Source organism: Pontibacter sp. E15-1, assembly GCF_022601975.1.
Classification (GTDB): domain Bacteria; phylum Bacteroidota; class Bacteroidia; order Cytophagales; family Hymenobacteraceae; genus Pontibacter.
In genome coordinates, this window is sequence record NZ_JAKVIR010000005.1 from 134,658 (window position 1) to 150,858 (window position 16,201).

At 51.9% G+C, this 16,201-nt stretch carries 13 protein-coding genes; 7 read left to right on the forward strand and 6 right to left on the reverse strand.

Annotation, left to right across the window (positions count from 1 at the left end):
• Nucleotides 1-6 precede the first annotated feature (6 nt).
• From ilvB to MKJ04_RS05090, 6 genes are all read right to left on the reverse strand, one after another.
• Complete coding sequence (gene ilvB / locus MKJ04_RS05065) at nucleotides 7-1,740, reverse strand: biosynthetic-type acetolactate synthase large subunit (RefSeq protein ID WP_241639895.1); 1,734 nt, start codon at nucleotides 1,738-1,740, stop codon at nucleotides 7-9.
• On the reverse strand, nucleotides 1,703-3,421 hold the full coding sequence (ilvD, locus tag MKJ04_RS05070) for a dihydroxy-acid dehydratase (protein WP_241639897.1): 1,719 nt from the start codon (nucleotides 3,419-3,421) through the stop codon (nucleotides 1,703-1,705). Before ilvD ends, ilvB begins: the two co-directional genes overlap by 38 nt.
• A 449-nt stretch (nucleotides 3,422-3,870) precedes the next feature.
• A complete protein-coding gene (gene leuB / locus MKJ04_RS05075; RefSeq protein WP_241639899.1) occupies nucleotides 3,871-4,989 on the reverse strand; it encodes a 3-isopropylmalate dehydrogenase in 1,119 nt (372 codons plus the stop codon).
• Entirely contained in the window at nucleotides 4,977-5,573 is a 597-nt protein-coding gene (gene leuD, locus MKJ04_RS05080) for a 3-isopropylmalate dehydratase small subunit (RefSeq protein ID WP_241639901.1), read from the reverse strand. The genes leuB and leuD overlap by 13 nt, the downstream gene beginning before the upstream one ends.
• On the reverse strand, nucleotides 5,573-6,964 hold the full coding sequence (gene leuC / locus MKJ04_RS05085; protein WP_241639903.1) for a 3-isopropylmalate dehydratase large subunit: 1,392 nt from the start codon (nucleotides 6,962-6,964) through the stop codon (nucleotides 5,573-5,575). Before leuC ends, leuD begins: the two co-directional genes overlap by 1 nt.
• A gap of 1 nt (nucleotide 6,965) precedes the next feature.
• Nucleotides 6,966-8,132, reverse strand: coding sequence for a 2-isopropylmalate synthase (locus MKJ04_RS05090; protein WP_241639905.1), 1,167 nt, complete (start codon nucleotides 8,130-8,132; stop codon nucleotides 6,966-6,968).
• 166 nt (nucleotides 8,133-8,298) lie between these two features.
• Here MKJ04_RS05090 and MKJ04_RS05095 point away from each other — a divergent pair, with 166 nt between their 5' ends.
• From MKJ04_RS05095 to MKJ04_RS05125, 7 genes are all read left to right on the forward strand, one after another.
• A complete protein-coding gene (locus tag MKJ04_RS05095; RefSeq protein ID WP_241639907.1) occupies nucleotides 8,299-9,843 on the forward strand; it encodes a hypothetical protein in 1,545 nt (514 codons plus the stop codon).
• A gap of 1,356 nt (nucleotides 9,844-11,199) precedes the next feature.
• On the forward strand, nucleotides 11,200-11,439 hold the full coding sequence (locus MKJ04_RS05100) for a hypothetical protein (RefSeq protein WP_241639908.1): 240 nt from the start codon (nucleotides 11,200-11,202) through the stop codon (nucleotides 11,437-11,439).
• On the forward strand, nucleotides 11,423-11,698 hold the full coding sequence (locus MKJ04_RS05105) for a DUF5676 family membrane protein (protein WP_241639909.1): 276 nt from the start codon (nucleotides 11,423-11,425) through the stop codon (nucleotides 11,696-11,698). Before MKJ04_RS05100 ends, MKJ04_RS05105 begins: the two co-directional genes overlap by 17 nt.
• Nucleotides 11,699-11,704: 6 nt before the next feature.
• A complete protein-coding gene (locus MKJ04_RS05110; RefSeq protein WP_241639910.1) occupies nucleotides 11,705-12,982 on the forward strand; it encodes a multicopper oxidase family protein in 1,278 nt (425 codons plus the stop codon).
• Nucleotides 12,983-13,007: 25 nt separating this feature from the next.
• The gene (locus MKJ04_RS05115; RefSeq protein WP_241639911.1) at nucleotides 13,008-14,222 is read left to right on the forward strand and encodes a hypothetical protein; all 1,215 of its coding nucleotides are present in this window, start codon (nucleotides 13,008-13,010) and stop codon (nucleotides 14,220-14,222) included.
• Between the two features lie 17 nt (nucleotides 14,223-14,239).
• A complete protein-coding gene (locus MKJ04_RS05120; protein ID WP_241639912.1) occupies nucleotides 14,240-14,707 on the forward strand; it encodes a universal stress protein in 468 nt (155 codons plus the stop codon).
• A 73-nt stretch (nucleotides 14,708-14,780) separates the two neighbouring features.
• The gene (locus tag MKJ04_RS05125; protein ID WP_241639913.1) at nucleotides 14,781-16,058 is read left to right on the forward strand and encodes an MFS transporter; all 1,278 of its coding nucleotides are present in this window, start codon (nucleotides 14,781-14,783) and stop codon (nucleotides 16,056-16,058) included.
• Nucleotides 16,059-16,201: the final 143 nt, after the last annotated feature.

Consider the following 16,201-nt stretch of genomic DNA (forward strand, 5'->3'; position numbering starts at 1 on the left):
TTCCGCTTATTTCAACCTGATTTCGCTTACACTGCATCCCTGTGGCACCATCGGGAACACGTTGTTCTCCTTGGTCACCATCACCTCCAGCAGATAAGAGCCCTTGTGCGCCAGCATTTCCTGCAGTGCGCCTCTCAGGTTCTCCCGCTCAGAGATCTTCCTGCCCGCAATGCCATACCCTTCGGCCACCTTGATGTAATCCGGGCTGGTGATGTCTACAAACGAGTAGCGCCGCTCGTGGAAGAGCTGCTGCCACTGCCGTACCATCCCCAGAAACTGGTTGTTCACGATGATGATCTTCACATCCACGTTGCTCTGCATGATGGTGCCCAGCTCCTGTATCGTCATCTGGATACCGCCGTCGCCTGCAAAGGCCACCACGGTGCGGTCGGGTGCCCCGAATTTGGCCCCGATGGCGGCAGGCAGGGCAAAGCCCATGGTGCCCAGGCCGCCGCTGGTAATGTTGCTGCGGGTATGGTTGAGTTTGGCGTAGCGGCAGGCCACCATCTGGTTCTGGCCCACGTCGCTCACAATAATGGCGTCGCCGTTGGTGAGCTCGTTTAGCTGCTGCATCACCTCCCCCATCGTCATCTCGCCGGATGTCGGGAAAAGCTCGTCCTGAATGACCTGCTCTACTTCCTGGGCGGTATAGTCCTTAAACTTCTGGAGCCACTCCTCATGCTTTTTCGCGTCCACGAGCTGTGTCAGGAGCGGCAGGGTCTCTTTGCAGTCGCCCCATACCGGCACGGTGGCCTTCACGTTCTTGTCTATTTCAGAGGGATCAATGTCGAGGTGCACCACCTGGGCCTGCTTGGCATACTTGTCGAGGCGCCCGGTTACCCGGTCGTCGAAGCGCATCCCGATGGCAATGAGCACGTCGCATTCGTTTGTGAGCACGTTCGGGCCATAGTTGCCGTGCATGCCCAGCATGCCCACGTTCAGCTCATGGTCGCTGGGCAGCGCGCCTGCGCCCATTATCGTCCAGGCGGCCGGTATACCGCTTTTCTCGATAAAGGCCTTAAACTCCTGCTCCGCTGAACCCAGCATCACGCCCTGGCCCCACAGCACGAATGGCTTCTTAGCCTGGTTGATCAGCGCCGCAGCCTCTTCAATGTACTCCCTGCGCACAATCGGCGTGGGCCGGTAGCTCCGGATATGGCTGCAGGGGGTATGGCCCGTAAAGTTGAACTGCTGCAACTGCGCGTTCTTCGTGATGTCGAGCACCACGGGGCCGGGGCGGCCGCTTTTAGCTATATAAAAGGCTTTCGCCAAAGCGGCGGGTATTTCATTGGCATCGGTCACCTGGTAGTTCCACTTGGTGACTGGCGCGGAGATGCTGATCACATCCGCCTCCTGGAAGGCGTCTGTGCCCAAAAGATGCGCGAAAACCTGTCCGGTTATACATACCAGCGGCGTGCTGTCGATCATGGCATCGGCCAGGCCGGTGATCAGGTTGGTGGCCCCGGGGCCGCTGGTGGCAAACACCACCCCTACCTTGCCGGAGGCCCGGGCATAGCCCTGGCCTGCGTGTATACCGCCTTGCTCGTGGCGCACCAGCACGTGGTTCAGCGCCTCTCTGTAGTCGTACAAAGAATCGTATATCGGCATGATGGCACCGCCCGGATAGCCGAAGATAGTGTCAACGCCCTCCTGCAGCAGCCCCAGGATAAGGGCCTCGCCACCTGATATTGTCTTCTCCTCTTTAGTTAATTCTGGAGCGTGTTTCTCTTGCGTCAACATAAGCTTCTTCTAAATCTGTTATACATCCGTTGCTTGCGTCGCTCACGGTTCTGATATATTTCTGCAGTACCCCGCGCTTCACCCGGGGCTCCGGGGCCACCCACTTGTCGCGGCGCAGCGAGAGCAGAGCGTCATCCACGTTCAGGTGAATGGTGTTGCTGGATGCGTCGAGGGTGATGATGTCGCCGTCTTCCACCAGAGCAATCGTGCCACCGTCAAAGGCCTCGGGGCAGACGTGGCCGATCACAAAGCCATGGGTTCCGCCCGAGAAGCGGCCGTCGGTGATCAGGGCCACTTTGTCGCCCAGCCCGGCCCCCATAATGGCTGAGGTTGGCTTGAGCATCTCCGGCATGCCGGGCCCGCCTTTCGGCCCCACGTAGCGGATCACCACCACGTCGCCTGCCTTTACTTTATTTACTTTCAGTCCTTCGTTCAGTTCTTCTTCGGAGTTGAAGACCACAGCGGGGCCTTCGTATTTCAACCCTTCTTTGCCACTGATTTTGGCCACGCCGCCTTTGGTGGCCAGGTTGCCATACAGAATCTGGATATGGCCGTCGGCTTTGATGGGATTGGAGACCGGGCGTAAGAGGTCCTGCTCCTCGCCCAGCGGCTTCACATCGGCCAGGTTCTCCGCCACCGTCTTGCCGGTCACGGTCAGCAGGTCGCCGTTGATGAGGCCCTCGTTGAGGAGCGTCTTCATCACGGCCGGCACACCGCCCAAGGCGCAAAGGTCCTCCATCAGGTACTTGCCGCTTGGCTTCATGTCGCCGAGCACCGGGATGCGGTTGCTCACCGCCTGGAAATCATCCAGGGTCAGTTTCACGCCTGCGGCGCTGGCAATCGCAATCAAATGGATCACCGCGTTGGTAGACCCGCCGAGCACCGTGATGACCACCATGGCGTTCTCGAAGGCCTCGCGCACCAGGATGTCGCTTGGCTTGATGTCTTTCTCCAACAGGTTTAACAGATAGTGCCCGGTATGCAGGCACTCGTCTTTTTTCATCTGGCTAACCGCTGGCGAAGAGGAGGTATATGGTATGGCCATACCCAAGGCCTCGGCTGCGGAAGCCATAGTGTTGGCGGTATACATGCCGCCGCAGGCACCCGGACCGGGACATGCATTGCGGATGATGCCTCGGTAATCTTCCTCAGAGATATTGTTGTTGAGCTTCTTGCCATAGGCCTCGAAGCACGACACGATGTTCAGTTTCTCGCCTTTAAAGTCGCCGCCCTTTATTGTGCCGCCATATACCATCAGCGACGGTCGGTTCAGGCGGGCCATCGCGATCAGCGAGCCGGGCATGTTCTTGTCGCAGCCCACCACGCAGGCCAGGGCATCGTAGTTGTGCGCCCCCGTGATCGTCTCGATAGAGTCAGCGATCACTTCCCGCGAAACCAGCGAGTAGCGCATGCCCTCGGTGCCGTTGGTGATGCCGTCGCTCACGCCGATGGTATTGAAACGCAGGCCTACCATACCCAACTGGTTCACGCCCTTCTTCACCTCGTCGGCCAGGCCGTCCAGGTGCATGTTGCAGGTGTTGCCCTCAAAGCCCGTGGAACAAACGCCCACGAAAGGCTTGAGCAGGTCTTCCTCCGACAATCCGGAGCCGATTAACATCGCTTGTGAAGCCGGCAGGCTATCGTCTTGTGTGTATATGCGGCTGTATTTGTTTAAGGCCATGGAGCGTGTGTCTGGTTTATGATGTGCGGCAGGCGCTGCGAGCCTTTTTAGTGCCACTCCATCGTTTGTTCTGATGTATGAATGTCTTGTAAGTGATTTACGGTATCCAATTTCCGCCATTCGGTTCTATTGTTCAAACGACCCTTGCAAAACCTTACTATTTCTAAAACCTTAACTAAAGTTGATAACTATCTTATTATCATACGTTTACATTTAGCGGCCATACATTATCTAAAAGAAAAACTGTTCTTAATTTTAAGCTAACTCTACCAGAAATTCCTGCCATACCCCTGCCGTAGCCTCCTGTTTCGTCAATTGGATGCCCTGCCAGCGGGTATACCAACACAGCCGGCAAGCTCCGGTGGTTCTGGGCGGAGGAGTTAAAAAAAACAGCCATCCCGATGTAGAGATGGCTGCATGATCTGTATGCCCTGTTGGGTCAACTGCGTTTAGATGATCGTGCTGAGCCCTACCTCCATGTTGTACTTGTAGGGGCCTGTTTCGGCCCCGTCCAGCACGCAATAGGAGATAAAGGTACCTACCTGCTCAGTGGTATAGGGCGAATGCGCGTTCAGCTCGGGCGTCAGCACTTTCTTCTCCAGGGCATACTGCACGGCATCCTTCACCACAGTGGCTTCCTGCTGCAGGTCGAAGTGCTCCAGCATCATGGCCACGGAGAGGATGGCGGCAATCGGGTTGGCGATGCCCTTTCCTTTGGCCTGCGGGTATGAACCATGTATGGGCTCAAATAAGGAGACCACGTTGCCCACCGAAGCAGACGGCAAAAGCCCCAGCGAACCGGCGATAACAGACGCCTCATCCGAAAGGATGTCGCCGAACATGTTTTCCGTCAGGATCACGTCGAACTGCTTGGGGTTAAGAATAAGTTGCATGGCGGCATTGTCCACGAAAAGGTAGTCTACGGCCACATCGGGGTAGCCTTTGGCGATGCCCTGCACCACCTCGCGCCACAAACGCGACGTCTCCAGCACGTTGGCCTTGTCCACCAGCGTCAGTTTTTTGCGGCGCGTTGCAGCTGCCTGAAACGCCAGATGCGCGATGCGCTCAATTTCCTCGCGGCTGTAAGTGCAGTTGTCATAGGCAGTATCCGCGGTGCGTCCTTTCTCACCGAAATAAACACCCCCGGTCAGTTCCCGGAAAATCAGCATATCGGCCCCGGCAATGCGGTCGTTCTTCAGCGGCGAATGCTCCAACAGCACGTTATATGCCGTAACTGGCCGGATGTTGGCGAAGAGCCCCAGCGACTTGCGCAAGCGCAGCAACCCCTGCTCCGGGCGCACTTTGGCCGAAGGGTCGTTGTCGTACTTCGGATCGCCGATGGCGCCGAGCAGGATGGCATCCGCCTCCAGGCAGGCTTGCAGTGTCTCGTCCGGCAGCGGGTCGCCGGTCTCGTCGATGGCGCAGGCCCCCATCAGGTACTTGTCAAACGCAAACTTGTGGCCGAACCTCTCGGCCACGGCCTCCAGCACCCGGATGGCCTCGTTACAAACTTCAGGGCCAATGCCATCGCCTGGCAACACTGCTATCTTCTTATTTAATACGCCCATGCTCTTGTGCTTTCGTATACTTCTATGGCCTCTTTCTGGCTCACTAAAAAATCTATGTCGTCGTAGCCGTTAATCAGGCACTCCTTCTTGTAAGGATCAATCTCAAACGAAACGCTTTCGTTCCAGGCAGGTATAAAAAGTTCCTGCTTTACCAGATCCACTACAAACTGCGTTTGCGGCTCCTGTTCTACCTGCTCCAAAAGGCGGTGCAGCAGCTCATCCGAAACCTGCACAGGCAGCAGGCCATTGTTCAGGGCATTGCCTCGGAAGATATCCGCAAAATAGCTGGAGATCACCACCCGGAAACCGGCGTCGTGTATGGCCCAGGCGGCGTGCTCGCGGCTGGAACCGCACCCGAAGTTCTTGCCGGCAACCAGTATCTGGCCGCTGTAGCGCGGGTTGTTCAGGGCAAAGCCCATCTTCGGGTTGCCATCGCCATCGTAGCGCCAGTCCCGGAACAGGTTCTCGCCGAAGCCCTCTCTGGAAGTGGCCTTCAGGAACCGCGCCGGGATGATCTGGTCGGTGTCTATGTTTTCTATCGGTAACGGAACTGCGCCCGACTGTATAATCTCGAACTTTTCCATTAATTCAGGTATTTTGTCACGTCAACAATCTTTCCTTCCACGGCGGTGATGGCCGCTACCAACGGGCTGGCCAGCAAAGTTCTGGAGCCGGGGCCCTGGCGGCCCTCAAAGTTGCGGTTGGAGGTGGACACGCAATACGCGCCCGCCGGGATCTTGTCCTCGTTCATGGCCAGGCAGGCACTGCAGCCCGGCTCGCGCAGCTCAAAGCCCGCTTCCGCCAGCAACACGTCGATGCCCTCGGCTATGGCCTGCTGCTCCACGTGCTTCGAGCCCGGCACGATGATCGCCTCCACGTGGCTTGCCTTGTGGCGGCCCTTCACAAACTCCGCCACTACCCGCAGGTCTTCGATGCGGGAGTTGGTGCAGCTGCCGATGAACACGTAATTGACCTCTTTGCCCAGCAGCGATTCGCCGGGCGCAAAACCCATGTACTCCAGCGACTTGTCGAAGCTGGCTGTTTCGCCTGCCGGCACCGTTGTTGGTATGGCTCCCGTTAAGGCAATGCCCATTCCCGGGTTGGTGCCGTAGGTGATCATCGGGGAAATTTCCTCCGCGCTGAAGAAGTACTCCTTATCAAAGGTAGCGCCTTCCTCAGAGTACAGGGTTTTCCAGTAGGCCAAGGCCTGCTCCCAGCGCTCTCCTTTCGGGGCGTGCTCGCGGCCATTCACGTAAGCGAACGTGGTCTCGTCTGGGGCAATCATACCACCCCGGGCGCCCATCTCAATGCTCATATTGCAGACTGTCATGCGGCCTTCCATGCTCAGCGAGCGCACGGCGCTGCCGGCATACTCCACAAAATAGCCCGTGGCGCCACCGGTGCCCAGCTTGGAGATCACGTACAGGATCAGGTCTTTGGCAGACACGCCGCGGCCCAGTTCGCCGTCCACGGTGATGCGCATTTTCTTGGGCCGGCTGATAAGCAGGCATTGCGAGGCCATTACCTGCGCCACCTGGCTGGTGCCGATCCCGAAGGCAATCGCGCCAAACGCGCCGTGCGTGGAGGTATGGCTGTCGCCGCACACAATCGTCATGCCCGGCTGGGTGATGCCCAGTTCCGGCCCGATCACGTGCACGATGCCTTGGTTCTGATGCCCCAGCCCGAACAGTTCTACGCCGTGCTTGGCGCAGTTTTCGGTCAGTTTGTCCACCTGCATGCGCGAGAGCGGCTCCTGAATAGGCAGGTGCTGGTTCACGGTAGGCACATTGTGGTCGGCGGTGGCCACAATCTGGTTTTTGCGGTATAAAGGCAGGTTCCGCGCAGAAATCTCGTCGAAGGCCTGCGGGCTCGTTACCTCATGTATCAGGTGCTTGTCGATGTAAAAAACATCCAGCCCGCCCATTGAGCGGACGACATGCGCCTCCCATATCTTGTCGAATAATGTCTTTTTCATATTAGCTGGCGGCAACCAGGTTTTCTTGTTCCACTAAGGTATGCAAATCGGTGTCCACTACTTCCTTGGTGCGGTCCGCAACCTGCAGGAAAGAGGCATAGGCCCTGTCCAGCGTCGACTTGTCGAAATTGTAACCGATCTTCTGCAGGCGGTACGCCAGCGCGGCACGGCCAGAGCGGGCCGTCAGGACGATGGAGGAATCCGACACCCCGACATCGCGCGGGTCGATGATCTCATACGTCTCGCGGTGCTTGATCACGCCATCCTGGTGGATGCCGCTGGAATGCGAGAAGGCGTTGGAGCCCACGATCGCCTTGTTTGGCTGCACCGGCATGCGCATCATATGCGAAACCATGGACGAAGTCTCGGCCAGTAGTTTGGTGTTCACGTTCGTGTCGAGGTTCAGGTAAGGGTGCTGGCGCAAAATCATCACCACTTCCTCTAAGGCCGTGTTACCGGCGCGCTCCCCTACCCCGTTGATGGTGCATTCTATCTGTCGGGCACCGTTCACCACACCCGCAATCGAGTTGGCCGTGGCCAAACCCAGGTCGTTGTGGCAGTGCGTGGAGAGGCGCACGCGGTCGATGCCTTTCACATTCTCATACAGGTACTTTATCTTCGCGCCATACTCTTCAGGCAGGCAATAGCCCGTCGTGTCCGGGATGTTAAGCACGGTGGCACCGGCCTTCACAGCGGCCTCGCACACTTTGGCCAGAAACTCATTCTCTGTCCGGCCGGCGTCTTCAGCATAAAACTCCACGTCTTCCACAAAGCTCTTGGCCAGGGTCACGGCCGCGATGGCACGCTCCAGCACTTTGTCCTGGGTGCTGCGCAGCTTAAAGTTGATGTGCGAGTCGGAAGTGCCGATACCGGTATGGATGCGGGGGCGGCGTGCTCCCATGAGCGCGTCAGCCGCCACGCGGATATCCTCTTCCACAGCCCTGGACAGGCCGCAGACAGTCGCTTCCTTTGTTTGGCTGGCGATGGCTTTCACCGCCTCAAAATCACCTGGGCTCGATACAGGAAACCCTGCTTCAATCACGTCCACTCCCAGTAGTTCGAGCTGCCTTGCAATTACCAGTTTCTCATCCATGTTCAGTTTGCAACCGGGCACTTGCTCGCCATCCCGCAGGGTGGTGTCAAAGATTTGTATTTTTTGAGCCGACATAGTTAATTTGATCTTGATTCCAGAAATTAATTCAGTACTTAGAGGGCAAGTAATACGAAAAACAGCAGCCACAAAAACTATTTTCAGATAGGCCTGTTATTTCTAATCGCAGAATATACATTCATAACTGACTGACTTGATGCGATTTAACTAATAAAACTATACAATGTCTAACGAAACCACGGATCCTGTTTTTCAGTTAGTTAAATCACTCACCAAAACCGAAAAAAGGCACTTCCGCCTGTTCGCCAAGCGGCAGGGCTCCACGGAGGGGCTTAAATTTTTGCAGTTATTCGACGCCATGGACGGGCAGGCCCTGTATGAGGAGGAGAAGGTGCTGGAAAACGCGCCTGCCGTGAAGAAGACGCAGCTCCCCAACATGAAGGCCAACCTATACAGGCAGCTGCTCTCCAGCCTCCGCCTCTACCATGCCAGCCAGAACACGGACATACAGCTGCACGAGCAGATGGATTATGCGCGCGTGCTGTACAACAAGGGCTTCTACCAGCAAAGCCTGAAGATGCTGGAGAAGGTGAAAGTAAGCGCGCAGCAGGCCGAGATGCCCCATATCGCCCTGATGGCCATTGACTTCGAGAAGCTGATCGAGTCGCAGTACATCACGCGAAGCCTGGAGGGAAGGGCCGAGTCGCTCTCAGCTGAGGCCATTGACACGGCGCAGCACGTTTCGCAAATCCATGCCCTCTCCAATGCCGCCCTGCGCCTGTATGGGCTCTATATCCGGATGGGGCACTCCCGCAATGTGGAGGACTATAACCATACCACGGACTTCTTTAAGGCGAACATGCCGGAAGTAGACTTGACGAGGGCCGGATTTTACGAGAAACTCTACTACTACCAGGCACACGTCTGGTACCATTACATCAACCAGAACTTCAAGTCGTGCTACCGCTATGCCCAGAAGTGGGTGGATTTGTTTGAGCTATACCCTGAGATGAAGTACAAGCAGGACACCCTGTATATAAAAGGCCTGCACAACCTGCTCCTGTCGCTATATAACATGCTTTATTACAGCAGGTTCGTGGAGGTCTTGAAGAAACTCGAGGACTTTTCCGCTGACCCCGACCGGCGTCCCACCCCTAACTCGGAAGTGCTGCTGTTCCTGTTCATTTATACCAACAAGATTAACAGCTTCTTTTTGAAAGGGGAGTTTACGGAGGGATTGCAGATTATACCCGAGCTGCTCGAGAACCTGAACCGCTACCGGTCGCACCTGGATCCGCACCGCATGCTCACGTTCTACTACAAGATTGCCAGCCTCTACTTTGGCAGCGGCGACAACTACAAGGCCATTGAGTACCTCAACAAGATCATCCAGTACAAAGACACCAGCCTGCGGGAAGACCTGCAATGCTTTGCCCGTATCCTGAACCTGATTGCCCACTACGAGGCCGGGGAGGACGAAGGGCTGGAGTATCAGATCCGGTCGGTGTACCGTTTCCTGGGCAAGATGAACGATCAGCAGGAGATGCAGGTCGAGATTTTCCGGTTTCTGCGCAACCTGGGCGACGTGTCGCCAAACGAGCTGAAGGAAGCGTTCATCAACTTAAAGGAAAAGCTGCTGCTGATTTCGGCTGACCCCTACGAAAAGCGGCCATTCCTATACCTGGATATCATCTCGTGGCTCGAGAGCAAGATTGAGAACGTGCCGGTGCAGGATATTGTGAAGCGCAAATACAGACACCTGAAATAACGTCAACCGGTCATTAGCAGCAAGCCGCCAGACTACGCCTTGGAGCAGAAGAGCTATATGTGGTTTCCGGGTGCGCTACACCACTCGCAGGGCCAGATATAGAGGCCACTGGAGAACTTGTCTTTGCCAACACGGTTGAAGACGCTTTGATCGCGTTATGGGCGATAATGCCTTGCGAGGTGCAGAGACTGTCGAAGAAGCGCCTCTTTCTGCCTTATGTGGCGATGTCCTCAAAATCCTCCGCCCGCTCAAAACTACTCAGCCTGTGGAGCCTGTTGCACTCTGCCCGAAAATCAGGTGCTTCTTGCAAATAATGCTCCCTCTACACGCATGCTTCACACTACCTAAGCTGTGAATGATCACTATAAAACCTGATGCGTTTACCTGGGTTTTCAAGCCCATTTTACTCCCCACTCAAAAAGCATGTACTGTCCTTTTTAATGTTTTTACCCAAAAACACTCCTACAAGATTGGTAGCTGCGCTATTTGCTTCAAAGCTATACCTTCGATATAGTTATACCCATATATAATCCAAGTTATACACTTTAAAAAAATATAGAAATGGATTTTTAAAACTTTAGCTTTCTACTTCTAGGACTTTTTTAAGGTATAAAACAAAGAACAGACAAGAATGTCGGGTATCACTTATTAGAAGAATTCCGGGCTAAGTCAAAAGGGAAAGATCATTTTTAAATATGATCAGCGTCACTTTTTAAGAGATGATTACTTTTCATATTTGCCTAACTGTTGCAGCAATTACGCCGCTTAACGAGTAACAGGGTTTAGGGTGTAGTAAAGTAGATAAAGCGAATATGGATTTACACACGCGTTATCTGCTAAGCAGTTTTGGTAAGACGACGGTCACGGGGATAAGCAGCTTGGTTGACAAGGCAGTTGCCCCGCTGCCTCTCTGGGCTGGAGCTAGGCAACCAGGGGTTGTGGAGGCGGGCGGAGAAACCGTGGCCTGCAGAAGAGGGCAGCTTGCTGGTCTATAGATGACTCTAGCATCGGACAACCCACACCAAGGAGCACGTGCTGCTCACGTCCCCCAGCACGATCTCAGCAAGGACAGCTACGTGAGAGGCCACAACCTGATGCCCCCCTGCTCGTGTCGGTCGGCATCTGACTGGAGCGGTGAAGGCTTACATGGAGGTGTTCCGTCCGTTCAGGCCAAGTAGGCTGGGAAGTTTGTCAAGTCTAATCGGCTGCTGGGCCTGAGGCAGGTTTACGTCAGGCAGTGGGTAGCATCACAAAGACATCTCCATAAACGGGGACGCAAGCCCCTTTCAAGTAACTAGCGCTTCTTGAGCCTGATCTTGTATAATGTCAGTCAATAATTTAACTAAAAAATATAAAATGAAAAAGCATATAATCTGGATGATTATCGGCTGTGCCCTTCCGTTACTGCTGATATTTCTCGCTCCGGCCCTGGGGTTAGGCTCGGACACCTCTCTTTTCATCTTCATTGTGGCCATGTTTGCCTGCCACTTGCTGATGCCGATGCATCAGCATGGAGGGCATGAACATACTACTAAACATGATTCGCAATCAGATTCAAAAACTCTAAAAAAAGAAAAGCATGCACACCAGCATTAACATCAGAAAATTTGGATTTGCTGTAGGCCTTACCGGGGCTTTGCTTTATCTGGGCTGCATACTGGTAATGGCAACGGCTGGCCCCGGAGGCACAGTGCAGTTCTTTAACAGCCTGCTGCATGGCCTGGATGTTTCGGCTATCCTCCGGATGGATGTACCCTTGTGGGAAGCAGGCATTGGCCTGGTAGAAACATTTGTGCTTGGCTGGCTGATTGGCGCCTGCATAGCGGGTATTTATAGTGTTTCAGTCAAAAAATAATTTAAAATGGACAGACGTGATTTTTTAGCAACCGGGGCAATGAGTACTGCGGGTGTGGTATTTTTCCCTGGTGATCTTTTAGCAAAGGAAGCAAGGATAAACGCGCCTTCAAAATTCCCTAATCCCATACCATTTAAAAAAGTGGGGGAATGGAAAGAGTTTGATCTCTACCTGGATATTAAAGTTCATGAGCCCGCCCCCGGATTTCAATACCATACACTCGCGTTTAATGATATGATTCCGGGTCCGGAAATCAGGGTGCAATATGGAGATAAGGTGAGGGTGAAGTTTAACAATAAAACAGGCCTGAACCATACCATACACTGGCATGGCCTGCACGTGCCTTGGCGTATGGATGGCGTGCCTTTTGTCACCCAGCTCCCGGTGATGCCCCAAACCGAATTTGTATATGAATTCGAGGCGAAGCCTGTAGGCACGCATTTTTACCACTGCCATTGGGGTACCCTGATGCATATGCAGGCAGGGATGTATGGCAGCATAATCATAGAAGACCCCAGTGATCCAATCAAAAAGCAGTTTAACTATGAAAGGGAATATACATTGGTTTATTCCTCTCATGATGTGAATTTCATCAGGACAGAGATGAACCGGATGCTTAACCGCATGAAAGAAAGGAGCTACCTGATGAAAGAAGGCCGCTTTGACCATGAACGCTGGGCCGTTTTTGATAACCGGAAGCAGTTGGAAGAATCCATGAAAAACGGATATAAGCCTCCCTATACCTTATCTCGCAGGGCTCCCGCCGATCTACCTGAATCCAATTGGTTTACAGTGAACGGCAAGTCTTATCCTGACACACCCTATTTGTTTATCAAGTCAGGAGAAAAAATCAGGGTAAGACTAATCAATGCAGGGGCGGTAGATCATCATCTTCACCTCCATGGACATGATTTCTGGATGGTAGCCGATGATGGGATTCCCTTGCCACAGCCATGGCAACGAAATACTGTTGCGCTTACCCCTGGTAAAACCTACGACATTATTATAGAAGGCAATAACAGGGGCATCTGGACATTCCATGATCATGACACCAGAAAGGTAACCAACAATGGCCTTTATCCGGGTGGAAATCTACTGGCACTGGTATATGAAGATTTACCGGCAGAAGAACTCATCATCTCTACATATAGCGGCAACGAGATGTTTAAGGGTGTGAATAACATGGCCGGTCATGAAGGAATGGGGATAGAAAATAAAGATATGGATATGAAAAAAATGATGTTCGGCGAAGATAAACTCCCAAAAATAGCTTTAGACCAATAAAATTTCAGAAATATAACTTAAAAGCATGAAAACAATATTTTTTATATCGATGGTGGTATTACTTACCTCCCCTTTCGCCGCAAGGGCACAAAGTGAGGGGGAAGAAGTTTTACCGCAGATAGAAATCGGCTTTAAGACCATCACCACAGGAAACTATTACAGCAACAAAGGCAGGGCATCACTGGATATACCCGTTTTGAACGAAGGAGACCAGGTATTAACAGATTTCTCTGATTCGTACCTGATGCTAGGCGTCAGCCAGAAATTGTACCATGGCTGGCGAGGCCAAATGGTGCTCGGCTTCACATTTCCCGACGTAAACTCTGGTTTAGGCCAGGTGTTCTATAACCAGATCATGTTACAGGTGGATAATCAGAAGAATATGATTAAACTGGGCAGAAGCACTTCTCAAACCACCCTTACGGAGTTTTCCACCTTCAGGGATGATGACGCAGTCCTGTATAACTATGTACTTAATCCTTTTTCAGGAGGCATCAACTCTCAGGATAACCAATATGCGAATGTGCTGGAATATACCCGGATCCTCGGGCAAAGGTTCTATCTCACGTTTCACGGGGAGAACTACATGGATTTCCAAAACCCCAATCAGCTTGATATAAACGGCTTAGGCGGGTCGGTGGTGTACCGGGTGCCCGGAAGTCAGGTATGGAACCGGAATGTGTTGCAGCAGGTCGGTTTTAGCGTGAACAACTTTATCGATACACCCACAGACCAAGATAATGGCAATAAAAAAACGCTCACTAATTTGATAGGGACTGCCACCTTCAATCTTTTACCAGACCCCATAAACTTTATTGATTTTAAAACGCAGATAATCAACAATATCGGATTAAATGAGGTAAAAGATATTACCGATTATACCAGTTACAGCCGCACCAAGAGCACTGCTGTTTTTGGGATGCTGCGCTACCTGAACCGCAAACTGGAAAGGCCGAGATACCAGCTGTCTGCTGGTTTTGGATACAAGACCTTCTCTGATGTGGGGAAAGACACCAAACAATGGATGCTGATCTCCAATTTATTTTACCGGGTTGGCAATAACTTCGATCTGTTATTTCAATATAAATACAATCAGAACGAAGGGGCATTAAGGCCATTATTAGGAAACAACCAGCAGCGTTTCCAGATGGGCATAGCTTATACATTCAGTAAAATATTTAATAACCAGTTTGACGACAGGAATTCCATTCTCAACCTTGAACATGGCTATATCAGATAAAAACAATTCTTAAAATCATGAAAATATTATTAGCGACTGATGGGTCTAAATACAGTAAAACAGCAACCGAAGAAATAGCCGGCAGGACTTTTCCAGCAAATTCAGAATTAAGAATCATTTCTGTTGTCGAAAGCTCTCCAGACTATATGTATAGCCCGTTCATTGGTGGCATGGAAGGTTACTATCAGGAAGCTGATTCAATAGCACAAAAGGCTGCGAAAGAAGTAGTTGAAACAGCAGCTGAGTTAGTAAGAGAGAAAAACTCAAGCCTCTTAATATCCACTGCGGTAATAAAGGGTCCTCCAAAACAAGTTATTATAGAAGATGCGGACTCCTTTGTTGCCGATTTGATTGTGGTAGGATCACATGGCCGGAGAGGGTTAGAAAAGTTTTTGCTTGGATCGGTCTCCCAGTCGGTGGCTTTACATGCCAATTGCTCTGTAGAAATTGTGCGCACAAGAAGGTTAAAACCCGAGGATCAGTAGCGTGGATTCTGCCCAAACAAATAGGGAAGCATCACAAATACTGGTAAGAATTTTTGATCAAATCAAGAACCGGATGAAAAAGATCAATAGCAATTTACTGATTTCAATGCTATGCCTTTTTGTGGTGATGATAGGTTATGGCGTCCTGATGCCCGTACTGCCCTTTTTTATTGAAAGGTTGATGACCGGGGTTGCTGTGAGGGAAAACATTGCTTTCCATTTCGGCATATTGACTGCTATCTATCCGGTGGCCCTAGTTTTTACCGCCCCTTTCTGGGGAAGGATTGCTGACCGAACGGGCCCAAAGATGCCCATCATTTTGGGATTAGGCGGTTTTACTTTGATGCAGGTCATCATCTCATTTAGCACAACGCTGACCATGCTGTATGTTGCAAGAATTTTGGGAAGTCTGTTTTCTTCATTCTTAGTTCCAGTGATCATTGCTAACATCACCGCGATCACCCAAAAAGCCGACCGCACAAAGGCAATGGCCTGGGCAGGGACAGCAGTGAGTGCCGGTGTGGTGATAGGCCCCGGAATAAGTGGTCTACTGACACAAAGTGATCTTCATCTCAGATTACAGACAATCCATATAATGTTCAACCGCTTCAATGTTCCCTTTCTGACACTTGCAATTTTGGGGGCACTCACACTGGCTGTAGCTCTCGTGTTTCTAAAAAACAAAAAACAAAGCGTGGTTGAACTAACAAGCAGTAAAGGCCATGTTCTTTTTCCACCGGGCAAATGGCAGCTCTTCAGGGAAATACTCTTGTTATCCCTTGTTATTCAATTGGGTATCACCTCCTTTGAAAGTGTTTTTCCCCTGTTCATTAAAGATGGCGGAAGTTTCTCCGTAGCATTTGTTGGAGCAAGTTTACTAGTCTGTGGTTTAGTGATGGCCATCCTGCAACCCGTTGTCGCTAAATGGGGAACCGTAATTATTCCAAATCCCGAAAAACAGATTGCTGCCGGCTTACTGATCGCTGGGCTGACACTGCCCTTATTTGTATTGAGTGAATCGAAAATAGCCCTCTTTCTGTTAATAGGCATTTTTGGATTAGGGGCTTCTTTGGTCATCCCTAATCTATTAGCTCGCGTGTCTTTAAAAGACGAGAGTTCATCAGGATGGGCAATAGGTATGCAGTCTTCATTTGGGGGGATAGGTCAAATAGTTGGACCTGTAACCGGTACAGCGTTATACATGCTCAGCCCATCCGTTCCGTTTTTTGTTACGGGGGGCTTGCTTATTGCGACCTCCTGTGTTGAATTCTATGGTTTTTCGGGAAAAAGCTTCAGCGTATTTGACCACTTAATCAAAAAAAGAAAGATCCACTTAAAAGCAAAACATTGAACACTGTGTCCCAAGATGTGTAAATCAAAAATTGGCCAATCCCTCTGGCGGCATTTGAGTGAACAGGTACGTCATTCCGTTGATCAGCTTGCTTTGATAGCGCCAGTGTATGCTTGTCTGGTGCAGGTTCCCTGATCATCTTT

Bases quoted from the DNA above. Each gene is read 5' to 3' on its own strand.
- ilvB (WP_241639895.1), bottom strand. From the start codon at position 1,740: ATGTTGACGCAAGAGAAACACGCTCCAGAATTAACTAAAGAGGAGAAG.
- ilvD (WP_241639897.1), bottom strand. From the start codon at position 3,421: ATGGCCTTAAACAAATACAGCCGCATATACACACAAGACGATAGCCTG.
- leuB (WP_241639899.1), bottom strand. From the start codon at position 4,989: ATGGGCGTATTAAATAAGAAGATAGCAGTGTTGCCAGGCGATGGCATT.
- leuD (WP_241639901.1), bottom strand. From the start codon at position 5,573: ATGGAAAAGTTCGAGATTATACAGTCGGGCGCAGTTCCGTTACCGATA.
- leuC (WP_241639903.1), bottom strand. From the start codon at position 6,964: ATGAAAAAGACATTATTCGACAAGATATGGGAGGCGCATGTCGTCCGC.
- MKJ04_RS05090 (WP_241639905.1), bottom strand. From the start codon at position 8,132: ATGTCGGCTCAAAAAATACAAATCTTTGACACCACCCTGCGGGATGGC.
- MKJ04_RS05095 (WP_241639907.1), top strand. From the start codon at position 8,299: ATGTCTAACGAAACCACGGATCCTGTTTTTCAGTTAGTTAAATCACTC.
- MKJ04_RS05100 (WP_241639908.1), top strand. From the start codon at position 11,200: ATGAAAAAGCATATAATCTGGATGATTATCGGCTGTGCCCTTCCGTTA.
- MKJ04_RS05105 (WP_241639909.1), top strand. From the start codon at position 11,423: ATGCACACCAGCATTAACATCAGAAAATTTGGATTTGCTGTAGGCCTT.
- MKJ04_RS05110 (WP_241639910.1), top strand. From the start codon at position 11,705: ATGGACAGACGTGATTTTTTAGCAACCGGGGCAATGAGTACTGCGGGT.
- MKJ04_RS05115 (WP_241639911.1), top strand. From the start codon at position 13,008: ATGAAAACAATATTTTTTATATCGATGGTGGTATTACTTACCTCCCCT.
- MKJ04_RS05120 (WP_241639912.1), top strand. From the start codon at position 14,240: ATGAAAATATTATTAGCGACTGATGGGTCTAAATACAGTAAAACAGCA.
- MKJ04_RS05125 (WP_241639913.1), top strand. From the start codon at position 14,781: ATGAAAAAGATCAATAGCAATTTACTGATTTCAATGCTATGCCTTTTT.